Raw genomic sequence first — 19,490 nt, forward strand, 5'->3', positions numbered from 1 at the left:
GTGCGGTGGGGACCCACGGGGGCGGCGACCGCGGCGGCGGGGGCCGCCGCCGTCGCCGGCGTGGTGGCCCTGCAGGACAGTCCCCGCCGCCGGATCCCGATGGTGGCCGGCACCGCGGCGCTGCTCGGAACAGCTGTCCTGCTAGGTGCCGCGGTGTCCTGGTTCACCCCGGCCTACATCGCCGCGGTCGCCATCTGGTGCTTCGCCGCGGCGTTGCCGTGGGCGCTGGGCGCCCACGCCGGGCTGATCGGTGCCTCCTCGGGCGCGCTGCTGGTGGTCGTCCCGCCGGTCGAGCCGACGGTGTGGTCGACCTTCGGTGCCGCAGCGCTGGTCTTCGGAGGCGGTGTGCTCCAGGCTGCGCTCATCGCCGTGTGGCCGCAGCACCGGTGGCGGGTGCAGCGTGACTCCCTCGCCGCGGCGTACCGTTCGCTGGCCGCCGATGCCGCCCGGATGGCCGACCCCCACGACGAGGACGCCGTCGCGGTCGATCCGGAACCACTGATCGCGCTGCGGTCGGCGTTCACCGTGATCGACGGGCAGGCCCGTCGATATCACGCCGACTACCGCAGCTGGTACGGGCTGCCCGAACGGATCGCGGCCACGCTGACGGAGCTGGGCACCCGAGCGGCCCACTCGCCGCCCAGCGATCTGCTGGCCGCCGCTGCCGACACGCTGGCCGCCGTCGCCGAGACCCGACGCTCGGCCCGGGACGACGCCGAGGCGGCGATCGAGCGCCTCGACGGCGCGGTCGATACCGTCGGCGATGCCGAGGCGGCGGTGGTAGATCGCCTTTCGACGTTGCTGCACGAGGCCGTCGCGATCCGGCTGGGCGATTTCCTGCCCTCCTCCCCCGAGTCCGTGCGGGTGCGTCGACCCGAGTTGCGGACCTCGCTGCGCTCGGCGCTCGCCCTGATGTCGGCCCACGTCCACCGGCACTCCCCGGTGCTGCGGCATGCGGTGCGCCTGGCCGTCGCCGTCGGTGCGGGCTGCGCCATCGAACGCTATACCGACGTCGCCCACGGCTACTGGATTCCGCTGACCGCGCTGTTGGTGCTCCGCCCGGAGACCGCGCACACCTACACGCGGTGCATGGGCCGTATCGCCGGAACCGTCGCCGGTGTGGCGGTGGCGTCGGTGCTGTTGACGCTGCTCCAACCGGGCGCGGTGATGGCCGGTGTGCTGGCGATCGCGTTCGTCGGGATCGCCTATCTCGTGGCGGGGTTCGGCTACCTCGCGCTGTCGGCGGCCCTGACGGCGGCCGTGGTGTTCCTGATCGACCTCGACCGGATCGGCCCGCCGGCGACCCCCGACGACCGGCTGTTCGGCGCGCTCATCGGAGGGGCGCTGGCGCTGCTGGTCCACGTGCTGCTCCCCGATGACTCGGTGACCAGGTTGTCGCAGCGCGCCGGCGAACTGCTCAAGACCGAGGTCGACTATGCGGCCACGGTGATCAAGGCCTACGTCCACGAACTCGACAACCCGGCCGGTGCACTGTCGGCGGCCTGGCAGCGCACGTTCCGGGCTCGTGCGGCATTCGAGGCGGCGGCCGGCGCCACGCGGCTGGATTCCCGCGAGCTCAGACGGTGGATGGGCTCGTATCGCACTGCGCTGAACGCCGTGACGGCGTCCTGCACGTCGTTGGAGTCCGCGCTGCCCGACAAGCCGGGTGCGGCCTGGAGCGGTGAGTTCGTCCTCGCCGTCGACGAATATGTCGAGTCACTGTGTGGAGATCCGCCGACCGCTGCGTCTCCGTGGAGTGTGGACCGGGTGGAGGTGCAGGCGGCCGACAAGCGGCTGCGCGACGTCGTTCCCCGTCACGGAGCCCATGAGGGTGCCGCGCGGGTGCTGGTCGCCGAGGTCGCCACGATCACCCGCAACGTATCGGCGATCGCCGTCACCCCCGAGCCCATCGCGGCTCGATGAACACCCCTTCGGCTTCCACCGTGACGCCCTGCTCGTCGGCGATGTGGCCGGCCGCGTAGGTCTTGAACCCGTCGGTGTGGGTGATGCGCGCCTCGGCGTGCAGCCGCCCCAGCGGTGTGAGCCGCCGGTAGCGGACCGTGATCGTGCCGGTGAGACGGTGCACGCCCGGCGCGCTCACCGCGTCGCCGAGCACATGGTCGAGCAGCATCGCCGACACCCCGCCGTGCACGTGACCGGGGGGACCCTCGAACGCCGCTCCGAGATGGAAGTCGCTGGTGACGTAGCTGACGGTGTCGTCGGTGCCTTCCCGCACCTTGCGGATCACCAGCGGCGGCGCCGACGGATTGCGGACTCCGATCACCGCGTTGCCCCAGGGCATCGGATGACCGTCGGCTGCATAGCGGATGCCGAACGGCCCGTCGAGCTGGCGGCTGCGCAATCGTGCGGTGGCGGAATCGATCTCGGCTATCGCGGCGGCCACCGCGCCGGCGTCGGCTTCGGTGCGGATGGTCGCGTCGACGAGTTCGCGCACCGACCGGGTCAGCGGCTCGTAGACCGCGCGCAGCCGCTCGACGTCGGCGGCCGAGAGGTCCTCGGCATGGGTGTATTCCAGCACCCATTGACTAGAACATGTTGCAGTGGTGCCGCGCACGTCACCGTGCCGGCCGACTCTGCGGTCATCGTTGTCGTGGCGGCCCGGGTAGTCGCTAGACTGGCTTCAACAGATTGCTAGGGGGGCAATGTCCGATCCACTCCACGTCTGTACAGACGGACTGCGAGCAGCCTCAGCTGGCTTGCTCGGCTTAGCCGACCAGGCAGTTAACACAACTCTGACGAGTGATGCGACAACTGACAGACCGTCGCGCGCGGGGATCGGCCACGCTGCAGAGGCGATTGCTACGTTTGGCGACGCCTACCGCGGCCGGTTGCCGGGGCATGCTCGGGCGGCAGCGATAGCGGCGATGAGCTACGCCAGCACCGATGACAGCGCATCCGACATCGTGAGAGCCTTGTGAGCGCCGGCCATTCCGGCCTCGACTTGCTCAGGACATCCAGATGCCGGCCTTCGTCCGCCACCCCCGCCGGCCTGCCCTCTCGGACGGATATCGAAAGATGGACGAGCGCGATCAGCGACCTGGCCACTGCCGCCGAACAGTATCGACGCTGCGCCGACAGCCTCGATGCGGTTGCCGACGCCCACTGCCATAAGTTGTCCTCGCCCGGCGGGACGGACTGGGCGGGCGATGGTGCCGATGCGGCAGCAGAAGCCGCGTACCAGGATCGAGGAGCCGTGTGGCGGGCCACGGTCCGTGAACTTTCTCCCCAACCGTTGTGGCGGACAGTTCACCATCGAGCAGGGTGTCCCGGTGGGAGGCTACAGCGCGCTGCCGCCCGTAGCCATGACACCGGGGCCAGGTGAAGTCCCTCCTGGCATGCATCGGCCGCGTTGATGTCTAGACGTGGATGGTTGTGGCTTGTCGGCGGTTTCGTGACCGTTGCGGTGTTAGCCATAGGGGTCACCGGGTTTCTGCTTACGAAACGTCCCGATTCGGACTGCGGCACTGTGCGCTCAATGATCGACTACAACAATCAGTTCAACGAGGAAGTCGACGTGAACACTCGAGCGGGGGTGGAAACCACCGACTCGGACTACGAGCATTGGGCGGGGCGGCTTCGAGGCCTGGCCAATCAGATCGATGACGATGCGAGCCTGGCCCGGAGTGCCGATACCATGGCCGACCTCGCCGGCCAAATGGCGACGTTAGTTCCGCGCTACCGGGCTGAATTAAGAAGTGCGCCGCCGCTGGATGCGACTCCGCCACCGCCGTTGGGTGATTTCTCGCGGATCGGCCAAGAATTCAGCTCCACATTGGTCGAACTCGACAGAGCGTGCCCAACCTAGCTGGCCGCCCCCATTTCTACGCCGTCGACGCCATCCCTACTCGGCTTCCGTGAGCGCAAGCACCGAGCGGGCCAGCGGATCGTAGGCCGCTCGCAGCCGCTCGACGGCGGCGACGGAGCGGTCGTCGTCATGGGTGTACTCCAGCACCCTTCAACCAGAGCACCTTGCAGTGGCTGGGCGCACGTGACCGCAATCGCGGAATCAGCCGGCGCGGTGACGCGTGACCGCGCCGGGTCGCGGCTTCGGCCCGGCCGGCAAGTGCGACTCAGGTTTCTAGACCCTCAACTGCGAACAGCCAGAAAAGTTCCCTACCATTGGGTGCCATGGCCGTGGCGAGTGATGACCAACCGCGGCTCGGGTTGCCCGCGACGCTGGTCGAGGTCGCGGCGCACCATATCCGCGACGCCATCCTGAGCGGCCAGCTGGAACCCGGCGAGAAGATCGTCGAGGAACAACTGTGCGCGACCTTCGGCTTCAGCAGGGCTCCGGTGCGCGAGGCGCTGCGGCTGCTCGCCCAGCAGGGGCTGGTCGAACATCTCCCCCGCCGCGGGTCCCGGGTGACCGAATGGTCCCCGGCCGATGTCCTGCAGTTGTTCGGGCTTCGATACGTGCTCGAACGGCACGCGATCGAATCTGCCCTACCGCTACCCGATCCGGAGCGGGCCCTCGAGCCGGTGCGTTCGGCGCTGGAGCGGATGGACGCCGCGCACGACGCGCTCGAGCGTGACGACGCCCACCGGGCCTTTCACGCTGCGGTCGTCGGGCTGGCACACAACCGCCAGCTCGACATCACGCTGGAGCCGATCCTGCTGAAACTGCAGCTCCCGATGGCCCGAAATCTGCGTGAAGAGGCCCGCCAGCGTGAGGCCGGTGACGGCATCGAGCGGCACAAGGCCGTCTTGTCCGCGTTGGAGACCAACGATCCCGCCCTGGCCATCGCGGCGCTACGCGGCCACGGCCACCTGCACTATCTGGGCCTGGATACCGGCTCTGTGCGGCATGGCGGCTGAGCGCTAACACAATCGACACACGAACGACCCAAGATCGCCATCATTCTGTCGACAATCGACATTTATGGCCGATGAATGTCGTGGACCATCCGTGGGGCCGTCGGTGGCCGAGATCCTCGCTTCGCACGCGAGCGGGACAGGCTCGCCCGCCAAGACCGCCGCTCGCGTAGCCGACGCGATCGCTGCTCGCGGTGATGACGGCACGTGGCTGTCGACGGTTCCGCGTGCGGATCTGATCGCGGCGGCAGAAGCGATCGAAGCCAGACCCGGGGCGCGCACACTGCCCCTGTACGGGGTGCCCTTCGGGGTGAAGGACAGCATCGATGTGGCCGGAGAGCCGACCACCCTGTCGTGTCCGGACTACTCCTACATCGCCTCGGCGACGGCACCGGCAGTGCAGAAGCTCCTCGCCGCCGGGGCCCTCTACGTCGGCAAGACCAGCCTCGACCAGTTCGCCACCGGGCTCAACGGCACTCGCACCCCTTACACCGTCCCGCGCAGTGTGTATGGGCGCGAGATGATCTCGGGCGGATCGAGCTCCGGTTCGGCCCTGGCCGTGGCGCTCGGTCAGGTGCCCTTCGCGGTCGCCACCGACACCGCAGGCTCGGGCCGGGTACCCGCCGCGCTCAACGGGATCGTGGGGTTCAAACCCTCGCGCGGACTGATCAGCACCGTCGGGCTGGTGCCCGCCTGCAAGTCACTGGACTGCCTTTCGGTGATGGCCGGCTCGGTCGACGACGTGGACCGAGTCCTCGACGTCATGGTGGGACGCGACGACGACGACCCCTGGTCGCGCGACCCCGGCCCGCGCTATGCCGGCGGCGCCATCCGGGTCGGGCTACCGGCCGAGGCCGAACTGGAGTTCTTCGGCGATGCCGCGATGCGAGCGGCGCACCTGAGATTCCGCGCGGATCTCGCGCGGCACGCCACTGTCGTCGAGGTCTCCCTTGCGCCGTTCCTGGCGGCGGGCGCGCTGCTGTACCAAGGCCCGTGGGTCGCCGAACGTCTGGTCGAGTTCGGCGACTTCCTCGCCGCACAGCCGGAGTCCATCCATCCCGTCGTGCGCGAGATACTGCGCAGCGGCCAGCAGTACACCGCCGTGGACGCGTTCGCCGCGTTGCAGCGACTTGCCGAGCTCAAGGCCGAGGTCGCGCGCATCTGGCGAGATATCGACGTACTCGCGGTGCCGACGATCGGGACCACGTTCACCGTCGACGAAGTGCTGGCCCGCCCGATCGACTGCAACACGATTCTCGGCCACTACACCCACTTCGGGAACCTGCTGGACCTGCTCGGCGCTGCCGTGCCCATGGGGACGCTCAGCGATGGAAGGCCCTGTAGTGCAATGCTTCTGGGTCCCTCGCTGACCGACGACACAGTGCTGCAGCTGGCTGCGCGGATCCTCGACGAGCCCCGCACCCCCGTCCGTGGCGAGGCCGGCGCAGCCGCCGGCGTCGCTATCCGCCACCCTGCTCAGGAGAAAGCATGACCTCGATTCAGATCCCTGCCGAACCATCGCCGTTTCCGCTGCAGCCGAACAGGACCGCGCTGATCGTCATCGACATGCAGCGGGATTTCCTGCTGCCCGGCGGGTTCGGCGAGAGCCTGGGTAACGACGTGACACAGCTACGCAAGGTGGTGGCACCACTGACCGCGTTGGTCGAGGCGGCCCGCGCGGGCGGGGTGATGGTCGTCCACACCCGCGAGGGTCACCTCAGCGACCTCTCGGACTGCCCGCCGGCCAAGCTCAACCGCGGTGTACCGTCCAAGCGCATCGGCGACCTGGGAACGTTCGGCCGCATCCTGATCCGTGATGAGTACGGTCACGACATCATCGACGAACTGACCCCGGCCGATGGCGAGGTGGTCATCGACAAACCCGGGAAAGGGGCGTTCTACGCCACCGAACTGCAGAACATCCTGTCCGCGGCCGGCATCACCCAACTGCTGATCACCGGGGTGACCACCGAGGTGTGTGTGCACACCACGACCCGGGAGGCCAACGACCGCGGCTACGAATGCCTGGTCGTATCGGACTGCGTCGGCTCCTACTTCCCGGAGTTCCAGCGCGTCGGCCTGGAGATGATCACGGCACAGGGCGGCATCTTCGGCTGGGTCGCCGACAGCGCCGCCGTCATTCCCGCGCTGCGACAGCGGCGCGACATCCCCGTCTCCCTGGCCTGAGAGGACGATCCATGTCTACCGACATCACAGATCCCCCGGTATCCGAGTCCTCCCAGTCGATTCCGTGGTGGACCCGCGGCGACACCAACGCGTTCTTCGGCCTGGGTTTCAACATCCTGGTCAACGTATTGACGCTGACCGCACTGATGATCGGCGTGATCGCCGTTCCTGCCGGCGATGTGCTCGGCACGGTGCTGCCGGCGCTGGGTGTCGCACTGATCCTCGGCAACCTCTACTACACGTTCCTCGCCCGTCGGCTCGCGCGGCGGGAGAACCGCACCGACGTCACCGCGCTGCCGTACGGCCCCAGCGTGCCGCACATGTTCATCGTGGTGTTCGTGGTGATGCTGCCGGTCTACCTGTCCACCGACGATCCGATGCAGGCCTGGCAGGCGGGCCTGGCGTGGGCGTTCCTGATCGGGGTCATCGTCATGATCGGGGCGTTCGTCGGCCCCTACATCCGTAGGCTCACCCCGCGCGCGGCGATGCTCGGCACGCTGGCCGGGATCTCGATCACCTTCATCTCGATGCGCCCGGCCGCCCAGATGTGGGAGGTCGCCTGGATCGGCATGCCGGTGCTGGCCATCATCCTGATCGGCTTCTTCACCAATGTGAAGCTGCCGGGCAATATCCCGATCGGCTTGGTCGCGCTGCTGGTCGGCACCGCCATTGGTTGGGCGGGCGGCTACATGTCGGCGCCCGACGTCTCCCAGGCGGTCAGCGACATCGCCATCGGCATCCCGGACCTGCGCATCGACATGCTCGTCAACGGACTGGCCAACCTGGCGCCGCTGCTCGGCACGGCGATCCCGCTCGGTGTCTACAACTTCACCGAGGCGATGAGCAACGTCGAAAGCGCCGCGGCCGCCGGCGACAACTACAACCTGCGCAGCGTCCTGCTCGCCGACGGCGCCGGTGCGGTGATCGGCTCGGCGTTCGGTTCGCCTTTCCCTCCCGCGGTCTATATCGGCCACCCGGGCTGGAAGGATGCCGGCGGCCGGGCCAGCTACTCCCTTGCCAGTGGCGGGGTCATAGGAGTCCTCTGCTTCCTAGGGCTTTTCGGGATCCTCGCCGCTTTGCTGCCGGTTCCGGCGATCGTGCCGATCCTGCTCTACATCGGCCTGCTGATCGGGGCCCAGGCATTCCAGGCGGTGCCGCGGCTGCACGCGGTGGCAGTGGTCGCCGCGCTTTTGCCCAACCTGGCCGAATGGGGTCGCGGAATGATCGACAATGCGCTCAGCGCAGCCGGGACGTCGGCGGCGGAGGTGACCGCCGAAGCGCTCAACGGCGCCGGGGTGGTCTACGAGGGACTCAAGACCCTGGGCGAGGGTGCGGTGTTGGTCGGTCTGATCCTGGGCACGATGATGACCTTCATCCTGGACAAGAAGTTCCATTACGCTGCGATCGCGGCAGCGGTCGGTGCCGCGCTGTCGTTCATCGGCCTGATCCATGCCCCCGAGGTGTCGTGGGCGGCCAGTCCCCAGGTCTCACTGGGGTATCTGCTGTTCGGCGCGGTCTGCCTGGTGTTCTTCGTGCTGCCCGGCGCCAAGGATCCGGTCACCCATCCCGATGAGGCCGATATCGTCGCAGGTCACTGACCCGCGACGCCGGTCACAGGTCGTCGGTCGGGGTGGCCGACATTACCGCGACCTTCGTGGACAATTGTCTACGAAACTGCCTACCGTGTGCTGGTGCCCACCCGCAGCAGCAGCGCCGACCCCCGCGCCGAACGCGTCCGCACCCGGCTCCGGGCTGCGGCGTTGGCGCTGGCCCACGAACGGCCGGTCGACGACATCACCGTCGGGGATCTGGTCTCCCGGGCCGAGGTCAGCCGGCAGGTGTTCTACCGGCACTTCCGCGACCGCGACGACGCCGTCGCAGCCGCTCTCACCGCCGCATTCGACGAGACTGTCCAGGTCATCGAGGCCCGCGAGGCAATAGCCGCCCAGGATGCCCGGTCCCGCATCGTCGGGCTGTTCGGCTTCGCCGCCGAACACCGCGCGATGTACCGCAACATCGTGCCCAGCACCGTCGCCCGGCACGCGATCAGCACCTTTCGCGACGCCCTGTTCCCGGCCTGCCAGCAGATCGCCGCGGCTGCCCTGAACCGGCTCGCGGGCACCGCGGAGCCGATCGCTCCACCACCACCGGAATCGGTCAGCCGGTTCCTGGTGGGCGGGCTCATGGAGGTGCTGCGCTCCTGGATGGAGGACCCCGAGGCCACCGACCTGACCGGACGGGTCACCGCCGCACTCGACACCGTCGACGCGCTGCTGGGCATCTCGACAGCTCAGAAAGGACCCCTGCATGGGTAGACATCACCGCCCGGAGATCCACCTCGAACGGCCCGCCCTCCTGGATCGATCGGCGCTGCGCACGACCGCGCTCGCCCTGGCCGGGCTGACGGTTTTCGTCATCGCCATGGTGGCCAGCTACTCCGGCGCCTTCGCCAACCCGACACTGCACCACATGACCGTCGCGGTGGCCGCACCCGAGCCGTTCACCGACGGTCTGCGCGACCAGTCCGGGCTGCACATCGAACACGCTGCCGACGCGCAGGAAGCACGTCAGCAGGTCTACGAACGCCGCGCCGACACCGCGTTCGCGGTGACACCCGAGAACGGCATGACGATCTACGTCGCCGGGGGCGGCGGACGCAGCGTGGCCGCGGCCGCCGAGAAAGTGGGCCGGGCCGCCGCCGCGGGCGCCGGACTGCCCGTGGCGGTCGAGGACGTCGCCCCCACCTCAGCCGCCGACCCGTCCGGCACCGTCGAGTTCTACGCCGTCATCTTCGTGTCCATCGGCGCCTCTCTGGGCGCGGCGCTGCTCGGCCGGCTGATGGGTAGCGTGCGTACCCCGGCAACCCTGGCGCTGCGCACGCTGTCGCTGTCCGGGTTCGCCGCGGTGCTCGCCGGGGCGATCACGCTGTATGTCGGACCGTTTCTCGGGGCGCTGACCGGCCACGGGTGGCAGGTGTTCGGCGTGCTGTGGCTCTACGCGATGGCCGTCGCCGGAGCGGTGACCGGCGTCGCGGCGGCATTCGGCACGCTGGCCTCGGTGGCGCTCGGCCTGTTCCTCGTGGTGGTGGGCAACGCCGCGGCCGCCGGGCCCGTCGGGCGGCCGCTGCTGTCCGGCTTCTATTCGACGTTCACCACGCTGGTGCCACAGGGGTCGGGAGTGTCACTGCTGCGCAGCGTTTCCTACTTCGGCGGCAACGCGGCGCTGACGCCGCTTCTCACCCTCGGCGCCTGGGCTGCGGCAGGATGCTTGCTCGCAGTCCTGGCCACCCTTGCCCGGGTGAATTATCGTGCCGGATATGAACGCTGGGTCCGGCGCACAGGCGACCGACGATTACTACGACCTCGGCTCGTACCATCGTCGGATTGACACCCCGGCCCCGGAGGCGCAGCGGTGGTTCGACCGTGGGCTGATCTGGTCCTACGCCTTCAACCATGAGGAGGCCATCCGCTGCTTCGAGCGCGCCCTCGAGTTCGACGCCGACCTCGCGATCGCCAGGTGGGGCATCGCCTACGCCATCGGCCCGAACTACAACAAGGCCTGGGATGCGTTCGATCCCGCGGATCTGTCCGCATCCCTGCAGCGCGCCCGTGCCGAACTCGCCCGTGCCGCGCAGGGGCGCGCCACGCCCACCGAGCGCGCCCTGGTCGACGCGCTGGCCGTGCGCTTCCCCACCGACGACCCCGACGACATGGACGCCCTGGAAGCCGGGCACACCGCCTACGCCGACGCGATGGCGGTCGTCGCGCAGCGGTTTCCGGATGACGTCGATGTCGCGGCGCTGGCGGCCGATGCGCTCGTCAACGTCACCGCCTGGGCACTGTGGGACAGCAGGACCGGCGAACCGGCCCCGGGTTCGCGGGTGACCGAGGCCAAGGCGATCCTCGACGCCGCGATGTCCACCCCGGCCGGGCGGGAGCACCCGGGCATCCTGCACATCTACATCCACACCATGGAGATGTCGACCACACCGCAGCAGGCGCTGCCGGCCGCCGACCTGCTCCGCGGACTGGTCCCCGACGCGGGGCATCTTCAGCACATGCCCAGCCACATCGACGTGCTGTGTGGCAACTATCACGACTCGGTGGTGGCCAACCTTGCCGCGGTGCGCGTCGACCACCGGTTCGTCGAACACTCGGGACCGCTGAACTTCTACTCGCTCTACCGGGCGCACAACCTGCACTTCATCGTGTATTCGGCCATGTTCGAAGGTAATTCGTCGGCCGCGCTGTCGGCGGCCGACGAGCTGGCCGAACAGCTGACCCCGGAGTTGCTGTCCATCGACTCCCCGCCGATGGCCGACTGGCTGGAGGCCTTCGTGCCGCTGCGGGTACACGTGCTGATCCGGTTCGGGCGCTGGGAGGAGCTGATCGCGACGCCGGTGCCGGCCGACGCAGAGCTGTACTGCACCACGACGGCCACCGTCCACTACGGTCGCGGCGTGGCGTATGCCGCGACCGGCCGGCTGGCGCAGGCGCGGGCCGAGCGAGACGCGTTCACCGCCGCCTATCAACGGATTCCGGAATCGCGCTACCTGTTCAACAACACCAGCCGGGACATCCTCGCGGTTGCCGCGGCGATGCTCGACGGTGAGATCGACTATCGGGCAGGGCTGTTCGAGGATGCCTTTGCGCACCTGAGGAAGGCGATCGAACTCGACGACACCCTGCCCTACGACGAGCCGTGGGGCTGGATGCAGCCCACCCGGCACGCCTACGGCGCGTTGCTGCTCGAGCAGGGGCGCGTTGCGGAGGCGGCCGAGGTGTACGCCGCCGACCTCGGGCTCGACCCCACCCTGAGCCGCCCCTGCCAACACCCGGGCAACGTCTGGAGCCTGCACGGCTATCACGAGTGTCTGACCCGGCTCGGGCGCGACGCCGAGGCGGTCATCATCGGCAGGCAGCTGGAACTGGCCTCGGCCCGCGCCGACGTTCCGATCCGGGCGTCGTGTGCGTGCCGGCTGGAGGCGTGCTGCTGACCGACGGCTGTGCCGGCCGCTGCGTAGACTGCGGCCTGTGCCGATCAGCGACGAGGACCTGGCGCACCTGAGGCGGTGTGTGGACCTGGCCCGCGCGGCGCTGGCCGACGGCGACGAACCGTTCGGATCGCAGCTGGTGGACGCCGGCGGGACGCTGCTCTACGAAGACCACAACCGGGTGGCCGGCGGAGACTCCACCCGGCACCCGGAGTTCGCGATCGCCCGGTGGGCCGCCGAGACCCTGACGGCCGCCCAGCGCTCCCGCGCTACGGTGTACACCTCGGGTGAACACTGCCCGATGTGTTCGGCGGCACACGCCTGGGTGGGTCTGGGACGCATCGTCTACGCCGCGTCGTCAGCCCAGCTGACCAGCTGGCTCCAGGAGTGGGGAGCACCGCTGCCCCCGGTGGCGACGCTGCCGATCGGCGCCGTGGCACCGCGGGTCGTGGCCGACGGACCTGCGCCGGAACTGACCGAGGAGATGAAAGCGCTGTATTCGGAGGCATTCGCCGGATGACTGAACCGGACTGGGTCGAACACGCCATCTGGTGGCAGGTGTACCCACTGGGTTTCGTCGGCTCCTACCCGGCCGACCCCGCGCCCGGCGAAGCCGAGCACCGGCTGCGCCGGATCGTCGACTGGCTGGACCATGTCCTCGAACTGGGGGCCTCCGGGGTGGCTCTGGGGCCGGTCTTCGCATCCCGCACCCACGGATACGACACCACCGACCACTATCGCGTCGACCCGCGCCTGGGCGATGACGACGACTTCGACCACCTCGTGGCCGAGTGTCGCGGGCGGGGGCTGAAGATCCTGCTCGACGGCGTGTTCAACCACGTCGGAACCGACTTCCCCCGCTACCGCGACGCCGTGGCGGGCGGCGACCGGTCCTGGTTCCGGGTGCGCGGCGACGAATTCGCCACGTTCGAAGGCCACCCCGGCCTGATCGCGCTGAACCACCGCAACTCCGAGGTGATCGACTACACCGTCGACGTGATGTGCCACTGGCTCGAGCGCGGCGCCGACGGCTGGCGCCTCGATGCCGCCTATGCGGTGCCGGATCGGTTCTGGGCGCAGGTCCTGCCCCGGGTCCGCGAACGGTTCCCCCAGGCCTGGTTCGTCGGCGAGGTGATCCACGGCGACTATGCCGCTCGGGTGCACGACACGGGGTTCGACTCGGTGACCCAGTACGAACTGTGGAAGGCCATCTGGAGCAGCCTCAACGACGGCAACTTCCACGAACTGGACTGGTCGCTGACCCGGCACGACGAATTCCTCGACACCTTCGTCCCGATGACTTTCATCGGCAATCACGATGTCACCCGCATCGCGAGTCAGCTGAGCAATCCCGACCATGTCGAGCACGCACTGACCATCCTGATGACCATCGGTGGCACGCCCAGCATCTATGCCGGCGACGAGTCGGCCTACCGCGGGGTCAAGGAGGAGCGGTTCGGTGGCGACGACGCGGTGCGCCCCGAATTCGGCGCTCCCGGTGAAGGTGTCGGTGAGCACGGTCGCCAGGTTCACCGCACCCACCAGCATCTGATCGGACTGCGCCGCCGGCATCCGTGGCTGCACGAAGCCAGGACGACGCCGCTGCGGGTGGCCAACCGTGGCTACGTCTACTCCACGCGCAGCGGCGAGCACACGCTCGTCGTCGCACTCAACATCGACGATGCTCCGATGTCGTTGGCGCTGAACGAGTTCGGGTTCTCCGCGGCTCAGATCGTGGCCGGATCCGGCGCGCCGCCCGCCGAGGTCGTCAGCGAGGTCGCGGTACCCGCGCACGGGTGGCTGGTGCTGGCCCCGTAGTAGCGCGGGGCTACAGCAGTTCCAGCGTCGCAGGATCGTCCTGCCCGTCGTAGAAGGTGTCCAGGACATCGCGGAAGACCTGATCGCCTCCTGCCCGGGAGAACAACGTCATCGACGAGCGCACCTTGAGATCATCTGGATAGCCGAGGATTTCGCGTGTCGAGCGGCCCTCGGCAGCGGCCAGTAGTCCCGCGCACTCGCGCAGTCGAGGGCCGAGCACAGGATGTGCCAGGTAGGCCTTCGCCTCGGCGATGGAGCTGATGCCGTAGTACTCGGCTGTGGGGCTTCGGCCCAATCCGCGAAGCTGCGGGAAGACGTACCAGATCCAGTGGCTGCGCTTGGCGCCGGCGCGCAGTTCGGCGAGGACGGTCGGATACCCGCCCTCCTGGGCATCGACGAAGCGCCGCAATGCGAACGGGTCGTCGGATCGCTTCGTCGGGATGTTCGTCTCGGCCATGGGCTCCCGCCAGTGTGGCAGGCCGAGTGCCTCGCGTGCCACCGGATCCGGGCGCGGCCTCGAAACCACGTGAGTCGCTCTGTTCACACTGGTCACGGAGTGTCCGGGGTCCGGACGAGTCCGCGCCGAGCTGCAATCGTTAGCCAACCGCGATGTCGAATCGCTGTGTCGAACGGCCTGTCGGCTAGTCACAGCCTGTTTCATTACGCCTGCAACGCGACGGCAAGTTTGCGCGACATGGTGGACATGTACAGAAAGGTGGGTTGGTTGCCGTTATGAAGTGGAAAGTGAAGTGGCGAGGCGCCACACAGGCAGCGTCGTGGCGGGGCGCCACCAAGGCAGCCCTGCGCCGGGTGGCTGTCGCCACGATGGCCGCGGTCGCCCTGCCGGGACTGATCGGCGTCGCCGGGGGTTCGGCGACGGCGGGGGCCTTCTCCCGGCCAGGTCTTCCCGTCGAGTACCTCGACGTGTTCTCCCAGGCGATGAACCGCGACATCCGGGTTCAGTTCCAGGGCGGCGGACCGCACGCGGTCTACCTGCTCGACGGCTTGCGCGCCCAGGACGACTTCAACGGCTGGGACATCAACACCCCCGCCTTCGAGTGGTTCTATCAGTCCGGTCTGTCGACGGTCATGCCGGTCGGCGGACAGTCGAGCTTCTACACCGACTGGTACCAGCCGTCGCGGGGTAACGGCCAGGACTACACCTACAAGTGGGAGACCTTCCTCACCCAGGAACTGCCCGCGTGGCTGGAGGCCAATCGCGGTGTCTCCCAGAACGGCAACGCCGTCGTCGGTCTGTCCATGGCCGGCAGCGCCGCACTGACCTACGCGATCTACCACCCGCAGAAGTTCATCTACGCGTCTTCGCTGTCGGGCTTCCTCAACCCGTCCGAGGGCTGGTGGCCGATGCTGATCGGGCTGGCGATGAACGACGCCGGCGGATTCAACGCCGAGAGCATGTGGGGTCCGTCCTCGGATCCGGCGTGGCAGCGCAACGATCCGATGGTCAACATCAACCAACTGGTGGCCAACAACACCCGGATCTGGATCTACTGCGGCACCGGAACCCCGTCGGACCTCGATTCGGGCACTCCGGGCGAGAACCTGATCGCCGCGCAGTTCCTCGAGGGATTCACCCTGCGCACCAACATCGCCTTCCGGGACAACTACGTCGCGGCAGGTGGCACCAACGGCGTCTTCAACTTCCCGCCCACCGGTACCCACAGCTGGGGTTACTGGGGGCAGCAGCTCCAGATGATGAAGCCGGACATGCAGCGGGTGCTGGGGGCTCAGCCCGCCGTCTAGAACCACCCACCCAGGGAGCCTGCCGTTACCCCCGACGGCAGGCTCCCTGCCATGTGACCGGGTGGTTTCTCACAGCCGGGTGCGCAGTTCGATGTCCTCGTTGAACTCGTCGAGCATCGCGTCGGTCAGCGTCGGGCGGGTGTCGGCGATCGCGGCGAGGAAGTCGTCGGTGGAAGCCGGATCTCCTCGGCGGAACTCGATTTCGCGCTCGAACGCGCATTGCGCGCCCTTGCGGGCGGCGAACTCGATGTCGGCCGGGGTGAACATCTCGGTGGCCTCGACCAGCTTGTCGACTTCGACGGCGTCGGCGGTCACGCCCAGATAGCGGTTCCAGATCGCCTTTCGGGCCGCGTCGTCGGGAGGCCCGACCGGGATGACGTAGTCGAACCGGCCGGGACGCAGGAACGCCGAGTCCAGCGACCGCACCGAGTTGGTGGCGCAGATCAGCAGGCGTTCGTCGTGTTCACGAAACGTCGGGATGAGCTTGAGCAGTTCGTTGGTGACTCCGTGGGCGGGGTCGGAGGGAATGCCCGAGCGGGAGCCGGCGATCTCCTCGACCTCGTCGATGAACACGACGGCGGCCTCGAGTTCGCCGAGGTTGGCGAACACCTCCCGCAGCGCATTGGGCATCGTGACATCGGGGGCCGCCAGCCGGGACGGGAAGATCTCGATGAACGGCCAACCGAGCCGTCCGGCAACCGCTTTGGCGAAACTGGTCTTGCCCGTGCCGGGTGGTCCGAACAGGATCGCGGCCTTCGGCGGTGACACGCCGTAGCGGGCGGCCAGATCGGGTTGGGCCAGCGGCAGGACGATGCGACGTTCGATCATCTGCTTCTCGGTTTCCATGCCGGCCATGTCCTCCCACAGGCCGGGCCCCATGATGCGGCCGCCCAGTGTGGAAAGCAGACCGGAATCCGACGGGCCGACGTGGTCGACCTTGTCGAAGTAGCGCAGATCCGTCCGCTCGGCGAACCCGCAATTGCGCAGCGCCGCGGTGCCGGTGGCGTCTTCGGGCAGCAGCGCGCTGATGCGCCTGGCGCCCAGGGTGCGCAGCCGCACCTCCAGTTCGGCCAGCAGCGCGCTGCCGATCCCTCGATGACGCCATCCGCTGCTCAGCGCGATCATCGTGATCCAGGCGCGGTCGCCGTTGATCTGGGCGACCGCCATGCCGACCAACTGCTCGGCGACGACGGCCACCACCGCGGGCTGACCGCTGCGGGCGGCGGAGACCACTTCGGAGACCGGAAACGCCGGGGCCGCTTCGGTGGGCTCGCGGCTCTGGTCCCAGACCGAGATGGCCTGGTCGAGATCGTCGTCGTGAAAGTCACGTAACCGCCATGGGGGCATGAGCACAGATGATGCGGCCCGCGGCGGTCCCCCGGCATGCCCCGATCGGGTGGTCGGCCGGGGGACGTGCGGTTGCCCCGGTGGGCGCGGCGGTGAGTCACCGGTCGGCCCGATTCCGCTGTCGGCGATATCGGCACCGGGAACAAACCGGCCGGCGCCAAGGTTGAGCGCAACAGGTTCAACTTTGGAGGAGATCGATGCCCGAACCAGACGTGACGCAGAGCGCTGTGCCCGTCCTTTTCCTGCGCGAACCGATCGTGTTGCCCGGAATGGTCGTGCCGATCGAGCTCGACGACACCGCTCGCACCGCTGTCGACGCAGCGCAGGCGAGCGACTCCGGCAGATTGCTGATCGCCCCGCAGCTCGACGACCGCTACCCCACCTACGGTGTGCTCGCCTCGATCGTTCAGGTCGGCCGGGTACCGGGTGGAGGCGCGGCGGCGGTGGTGCGCGGCGAGACCCGCGCACACATCGGGGCGGGGGCCACCGGGTCCGGGGCCGCACTGTGGGTCACCGTCGACGAGGTGACGCCGCCCGAACCCAGCGAGGAATCCCGGGCGCTGGCCGCCGAGTACAAGAAGCTGCTGCTGGCCATGCTGCAGCGCCGCGAGGCCTGGCAGATCGTCGACGCGGTCAACAAGATCACCGACCCGTCGGCGCTGGCCGACACGGCCGGCTACGCGTCGTATCTCAGCGACGAGCAGAAACGTGAGCTGCTCGAAACGCAGGACGTGGCCGCGCGGCTGCGGCAGCTGATCGACTGGACCGGCGCCCACCTCGCCGAGGTGGAGGTCAACGACAAGATCGCCGAGGACGTGCGCACCGGGATGGACAAGCAGCAGAAGGAGTTCCTGCTGCGCCAGCAGTTGGCCGCCATCCGCAAGGAACTCGGTGAGCTGGGACCCGACGGTCAGGACGGCACCGAGGACTACCGCGCCCGGGTCGAGGCGGCCGACCTGCCCGCGCAGGTTCGCGAGGCGGCGCTGCGTGAGGTCGGCAAACTGGAGCGGGCCAGCGAGCAGAGCCCGGAGGGCGGCTGGATCCGCACCTGGCTGGACACGGTGCTCGAGCTGCCGTGGCAGGTCACCACGGCCGACTCGACCGACCTGAAGTCGGCCCGGGAGATCCTCGACGCCGACCACCACGGTCTCGACGACGTCAAGGACCGCATCGTCGAGTACCTCGCCGTGCGGGCCCGGCGCACCCAGCGCGGCCTGCAGGTCGTCGGCGGACGCGGTTCCGGCGCGGTGATGGTGCTCGCCGGTCCCCCCGGGGTCGGCAAGACCTCGCTCGGCGAATCGGTCGCGCGGGCCCTGGGGCGCAGGTTCGTGCGTGTCGCTCTGGGCGGTGTGCGCGACGAGGCCGAGATCCGGGGTCACCGGCGGACCTATGTCGGCGCGCTGCCCGGCCGCATCGTGCGGGCCATCGGCGAAGCGGGATCGATGAACCCCGTCGTGCTGCTCGACGAGATCGACAAGGTCGGCTCGGACTACCGCGGTGACCCGTCGGCGGCCCTGCTCGAGGTCCTCGACCCGGCGCAGAACCACACCTTCCGCGACCACTATCTGGACCTGGATCTGGATCTGTCGGATGTGGTGTTCCTGGCGACGGCCAACGTGGTGGAGAACATTCCGTCGGCACTGCTGGACCGGATGGAGCTGGTCACGATCGACGGGTACACCGAAGACGACAAGGTGGCCATCGCCCGCGACTATCTGCTGCCCCGCCAGCGGGAACGTGCCGCGCTGTCGGCCGACGAGGTGACGGTGACCGACGCGGCGCTGCGCAAGATCGCCGCCGACTACACCCGGGAGCCGGGTGTGCGCCAGTTCGAACGGCTGTTGGCCAAGGCGATGCGCAAGGTCACCACCCGGCTGTCGCAGGATCCGCAGCCCGTCGAGATCGACGAGCCCGACCTGATCGACTACCTGGGGCGGCCGCGGTTCATCCCGGAGTCCGCCGAGCGCACCGCGGTGCCCGGGGTGGCGACCGGGCTGGCCGTCACCGGCCTCGGCGGCGACGTGCTCTACATCGAGGCCGGTGCGACCGGCGGTGAGCCGGGTCTGCAGCTCACCGGTCAACTCGGTGACGTCATGAAGGAGTCGGCCCAGATCGCGCTGTCCTATGTGCGCAGCCACGCCCAGCAGCTCGGAGTGGACCCGGAGGCGCTGGACCGACGCATCCACGTGCACGTGCCCGCGGGCGCGGTCCCCAAGGACGGTCCGTCGGCCGGGGTCACGATGGTGACCGCGCTGGTCTCGATGGCCACCGGGCGTCAGGTGCGCGCGGATGTCGGAATGACCGGCGAGGTCACCCTCAACGGCCGGGTGCTGCCGATCGGCGGGGTGAAACAGAAGCTGCTCGCCGCGCAGCGGGCCGGCCTGTCGACGGTGTTCATCCCGCAACGCAACGAGGCCGACCTGGATGACGTCCCCGCCGACGTCCTGGAGAACCTGGAGGTCAGGCCGATGACCGACGTGGCGGGTATCGTCGCGCAGGCTCTGGTGCCTGTCGCCGAGACGGTCAGCGCCGCCGCGGCCTGAGCCGC

At 68.8% G+C, this 19,490-nt stretch carries 16 protein-coding genes; 13 read left to right on the plus strand and 3 right to left on the minus strand.

Going from position 1 to position 19,490, the window contains the following annotated elements:
• Nucleotides 1-1,923, plus strand: a 1,923-nt coding sequence (locus tag ACXAID_RS14575) for an FUSC family protein (RefSeq protein ID WP_475022924.1), incomplete at its 5' end; no start/stop codon positions are given.
• On the opposite strand, the gene ACXAID_RS14580 is transcribed toward ACXAID_RS14575, so the two are convergent.
• On the minus strand, nucleotides 1,895-2,539 hold the full coding sequence (locus tag ACXAID_RS14580) for a PaaI family thioesterase (RefSeq protein ID WP_475022925.1): 645 nt from the start codon (nucleotides 2,537-2,539) through the stop codon (nucleotides 1,895-1,897). The genes ACXAID_RS14575 and ACXAID_RS14580 overlap by 29 nt on opposite strands.
• Nucleotides 2,540-3,496: 957 nt before the next feature.
• On the opposite strand from ACXAID_RS14580, the gene ACXAID_RS14585 reads away from it, so the two are divergent.
• The 10 genes from ACXAID_RS14585 to ACXAID_RS14630 all read left to right on the plus strand — a co-directional run bounded on the left by ACXAID_RS14585 (nucleotide 3,497) and on the right by ACXAID_RS14630 (nucleotide 13,831).
• Nucleotides 3,497-3,826, plus strand: coding sequence for a hypothetical protein (locus tag ACXAID_RS14585; protein ID WP_475022926.1), 330 nt, complete (start codon nucleotides 3,497-3,499; stop codon nucleotides 3,824-3,826).
• 323 nt (nucleotides 3,827-4,149) lie between these two features.
• A complete protein-coding gene (locus ACXAID_RS14590; protein WP_475022927.1) occupies nucleotides 4,150-4,836 on the plus strand; it encodes a GntR family transcriptional regulator in 687 nt (228 codons plus the stop codon).
• 64 nt (nucleotides 4,837-4,900) lie between these two features.
• Nucleotides 4,901-6,325: an allophanate hydrolase gene (locus ACXAID_RS14595; RefSeq protein ID WP_475022928.1), complete on the plus strand. Its 1,425-nt coding sequence runs from the start codon at nucleotides 4,901-4,903 to the stop codon at nucleotides 6,323-6,325.
• Complete coding sequence (locus ACXAID_RS14600) at nucleotides 6,322-7,020, plus strand: cysteine hydrolase family protein (protein ID WP_475022929.1); 699 nt, start codon at nucleotides 6,322-6,324, stop codon at nucleotides 7,018-7,020. Before ACXAID_RS14595 ends, ACXAID_RS14600 begins: the two co-directional genes overlap by 4 nt.
• Nucleotides 7,021-7,031: 11 nt before the next feature.
• Nucleotides 7,032-8,618, plus strand: a complete 1,587-nt coding sequence (locus tag ACXAID_RS14605) for a SulP family inorganic anion transporter (RefSeq protein WP_475022930.1) — start codon at nucleotides 7,032-7,034, stop codon at nucleotides 8,616-8,618.
• 93 nt (nucleotides 8,619-8,711) lie between these two features.
• On the plus strand, nucleotides 8,712-9,335 hold the full coding sequence (locus ACXAID_RS14610) for a TetR/AcrR family transcriptional regulator (protein ID WP_475022931.1): 624 nt from the start codon (nucleotides 8,712-8,714) through the stop codon (nucleotides 9,333-9,335).
• On the plus strand, nucleotides 9,328-10,407 hold the full coding sequence (locus ACXAID_RS14615; RefSeq protein ID WP_475022932.1) for a hypothetical protein: 1,080 nt from the start codon (nucleotides 9,328-9,330) through the stop codon (nucleotides 10,405-10,407). Before ACXAID_RS14610 ends, ACXAID_RS14615 begins: the two co-directional genes overlap by 8 nt.
• Nucleotides 10,337-12,016, plus strand: coding sequence for a hypothetical protein (locus tag ACXAID_RS14620; RefSeq protein WP_475022933.1), 1,680 nt, complete (start codon nucleotides 10,337-10,339; stop codon nucleotides 12,014-12,016). Before ACXAID_RS14615 ends, ACXAID_RS14620 begins: the two co-directional genes overlap by 71 nt.
• 37 nt (nucleotides 12,017-12,053) lie before the next feature.
• Nucleotides 12,054-12,533, plus strand: coding sequence for a nucleoside deaminase (locus ACXAID_RS14625; RefSeq protein WP_475022934.1), 480 nt, complete (start codon nucleotides 12,054-12,056; stop codon nucleotides 12,531-12,533).
• Complete coding sequence (locus ACXAID_RS14630) at nucleotides 12,530-13,831, plus strand: alpha-amylase family protein (protein WP_475022935.1); 1,302 nt, start codon at nucleotides 12,530-12,532, stop codon at nucleotides 13,829-13,831. The genes ACXAID_RS14625 and ACXAID_RS14630 overlap by 4 nt, the downstream gene beginning before the upstream one ends.
• A gap of 10 nt (nucleotides 13,832-13,841) precedes the next feature.
• Here the strand turns inward: ACXAID_RS14630 and ACXAID_RS14635 are convergent, their stop codons facing one another.
• Nucleotides 13,842-14,288, minus strand: a complete 447-nt coding sequence (locus tag ACXAID_RS14635) for a DUF1810 domain-containing protein (protein WP_475022936.1) — start codon at nucleotides 14,286-14,288, stop codon at nucleotides 13,842-13,844.
• Between the two features lie 275 nt (nucleotides 14,289-14,563).
• Here ACXAID_RS14635 and ACXAID_RS14640 point away from each other — a divergent pair, with 275 nt between their 5' ends.
• Entirely contained in the window at nucleotides 14,564-15,595 is a 1,032-nt protein-coding gene (locus ACXAID_RS14640; protein WP_475022937.1) for an esterase family protein, read from the plus strand.
• Nucleotides 15,596-15,664: 69 nt separating this feature from the next.
• Here the strand turns inward: ACXAID_RS14640 and ACXAID_RS14645 are convergent, their stop codons facing one another.
• Nucleotides 15,665-16,942, minus strand: a complete 1,278-nt coding sequence (locus ACXAID_RS14645; protein ID WP_475022938.1) for an ATP-binding protein — start codon at nucleotides 16,940-16,942, stop codon at nucleotides 15,665-15,667.
• Nucleotides 16,943-17,139: 197 nt separating this feature from the next.
• Here ACXAID_RS14645 and lon point away from each other — a divergent pair, with 197 nt between their 5' ends.
• Complete coding sequence (lon, locus tag ACXAID_RS14650; protein ID WP_475022939.1) at nucleotides 17,140-19,485, plus strand: endopeptidase La; 2,346 nt, start codon at nucleotides 17,140-17,142, stop codon at nucleotides 19,483-19,485.
• Nucleotides 19,486-19,490: the final 5 nt, after the last annotated feature.

It is taken from the genome of Mycobacterium sp. ABE4_509, assembly GCF_056160785.1.

Bases quoted from the DNA above. Each gene is read 5' to 3' on its own strand.
- ACXAID_RS14645 (WP_475022938.1), bottom strand. From the start codon at position 16,942: ATGCCCCCATGGCGGTTACGTGACTTTCACGACGACGATCTCGACCAG.
- ACXAID_RS14640 (WP_475022937.1), top strand. From the start codon at position 14,564: ATGAAGTGGAAAGTGAAGTGGCGAGGCGCCACACAGGCAGCGTCGTGG.
- ACXAID_RS14600 (WP_475022929.1), top strand. From the start codon at position 6,322: ATGACCTCGATTCAGATCCCTGCCGAACCATCGCCGTTTCCGCTGCAG.
- ACXAID_RS14605 (WP_475022930.1), top strand. From the start codon at position 7,032: ATGTCTACCGACATCACAGATCCCCCGGTATCCGAGTCCTCCCAGTCG.
- ACXAID_RS14615 (WP_475022932.1), top strand. From the start codon at position 9,328: ATGGGTAGACATCACCGCCCGGAGATCCACCTCGAACGGCCCGCCCTC.
- ACXAID_RS14590 (WP_475022927.1), top strand. From the start codon at position 4,150: ATGGCCGTGGCGAGTGATGACCAACCGCGGCTCGGGTTGCCCGCGACG.
- ACXAID_RS14595 (WP_475022928.1), top strand. From the start codon at position 4,901: ATGGCCGATGAATGTCGTGGACCATCCGTGGGGCCGTCGGTGGCCGAG.
- ACXAID_RS14585 (WP_475022926.1), top strand. From the start codon at position 3,497: ATGATCGACTACAACAATCAGTTCAACGAGGAAGTCGACGTGAACACT.
- ACXAID_RS14620 (WP_475022933.1), top strand. From the start codon at position 10,337: ATGAACGCTGGGTCCGGCGCACAGGCGACCGACGATTACTACGACCTC.
- ACXAID_RS14630 (WP_475022935.1), top strand. From the start codon at position 12,530: ATGACTGAACCGGACTGGGTCGAACACGCCATCTGGTGGCAGGTGTAC.
- lon (WP_475022939.1), top strand. From the start codon at position 17,140: ATGCCCGAACCAGACGTGACGCAGAGCGCTGTGCCCGTCCTTTTCCTG.
- ACXAID_RS14635 (WP_475022936.1), bottom strand. From the start codon at position 14,288: ATGGCCGAGACGAACATCCCGACGAAGCGATCCGACGACCCGTTCGCA.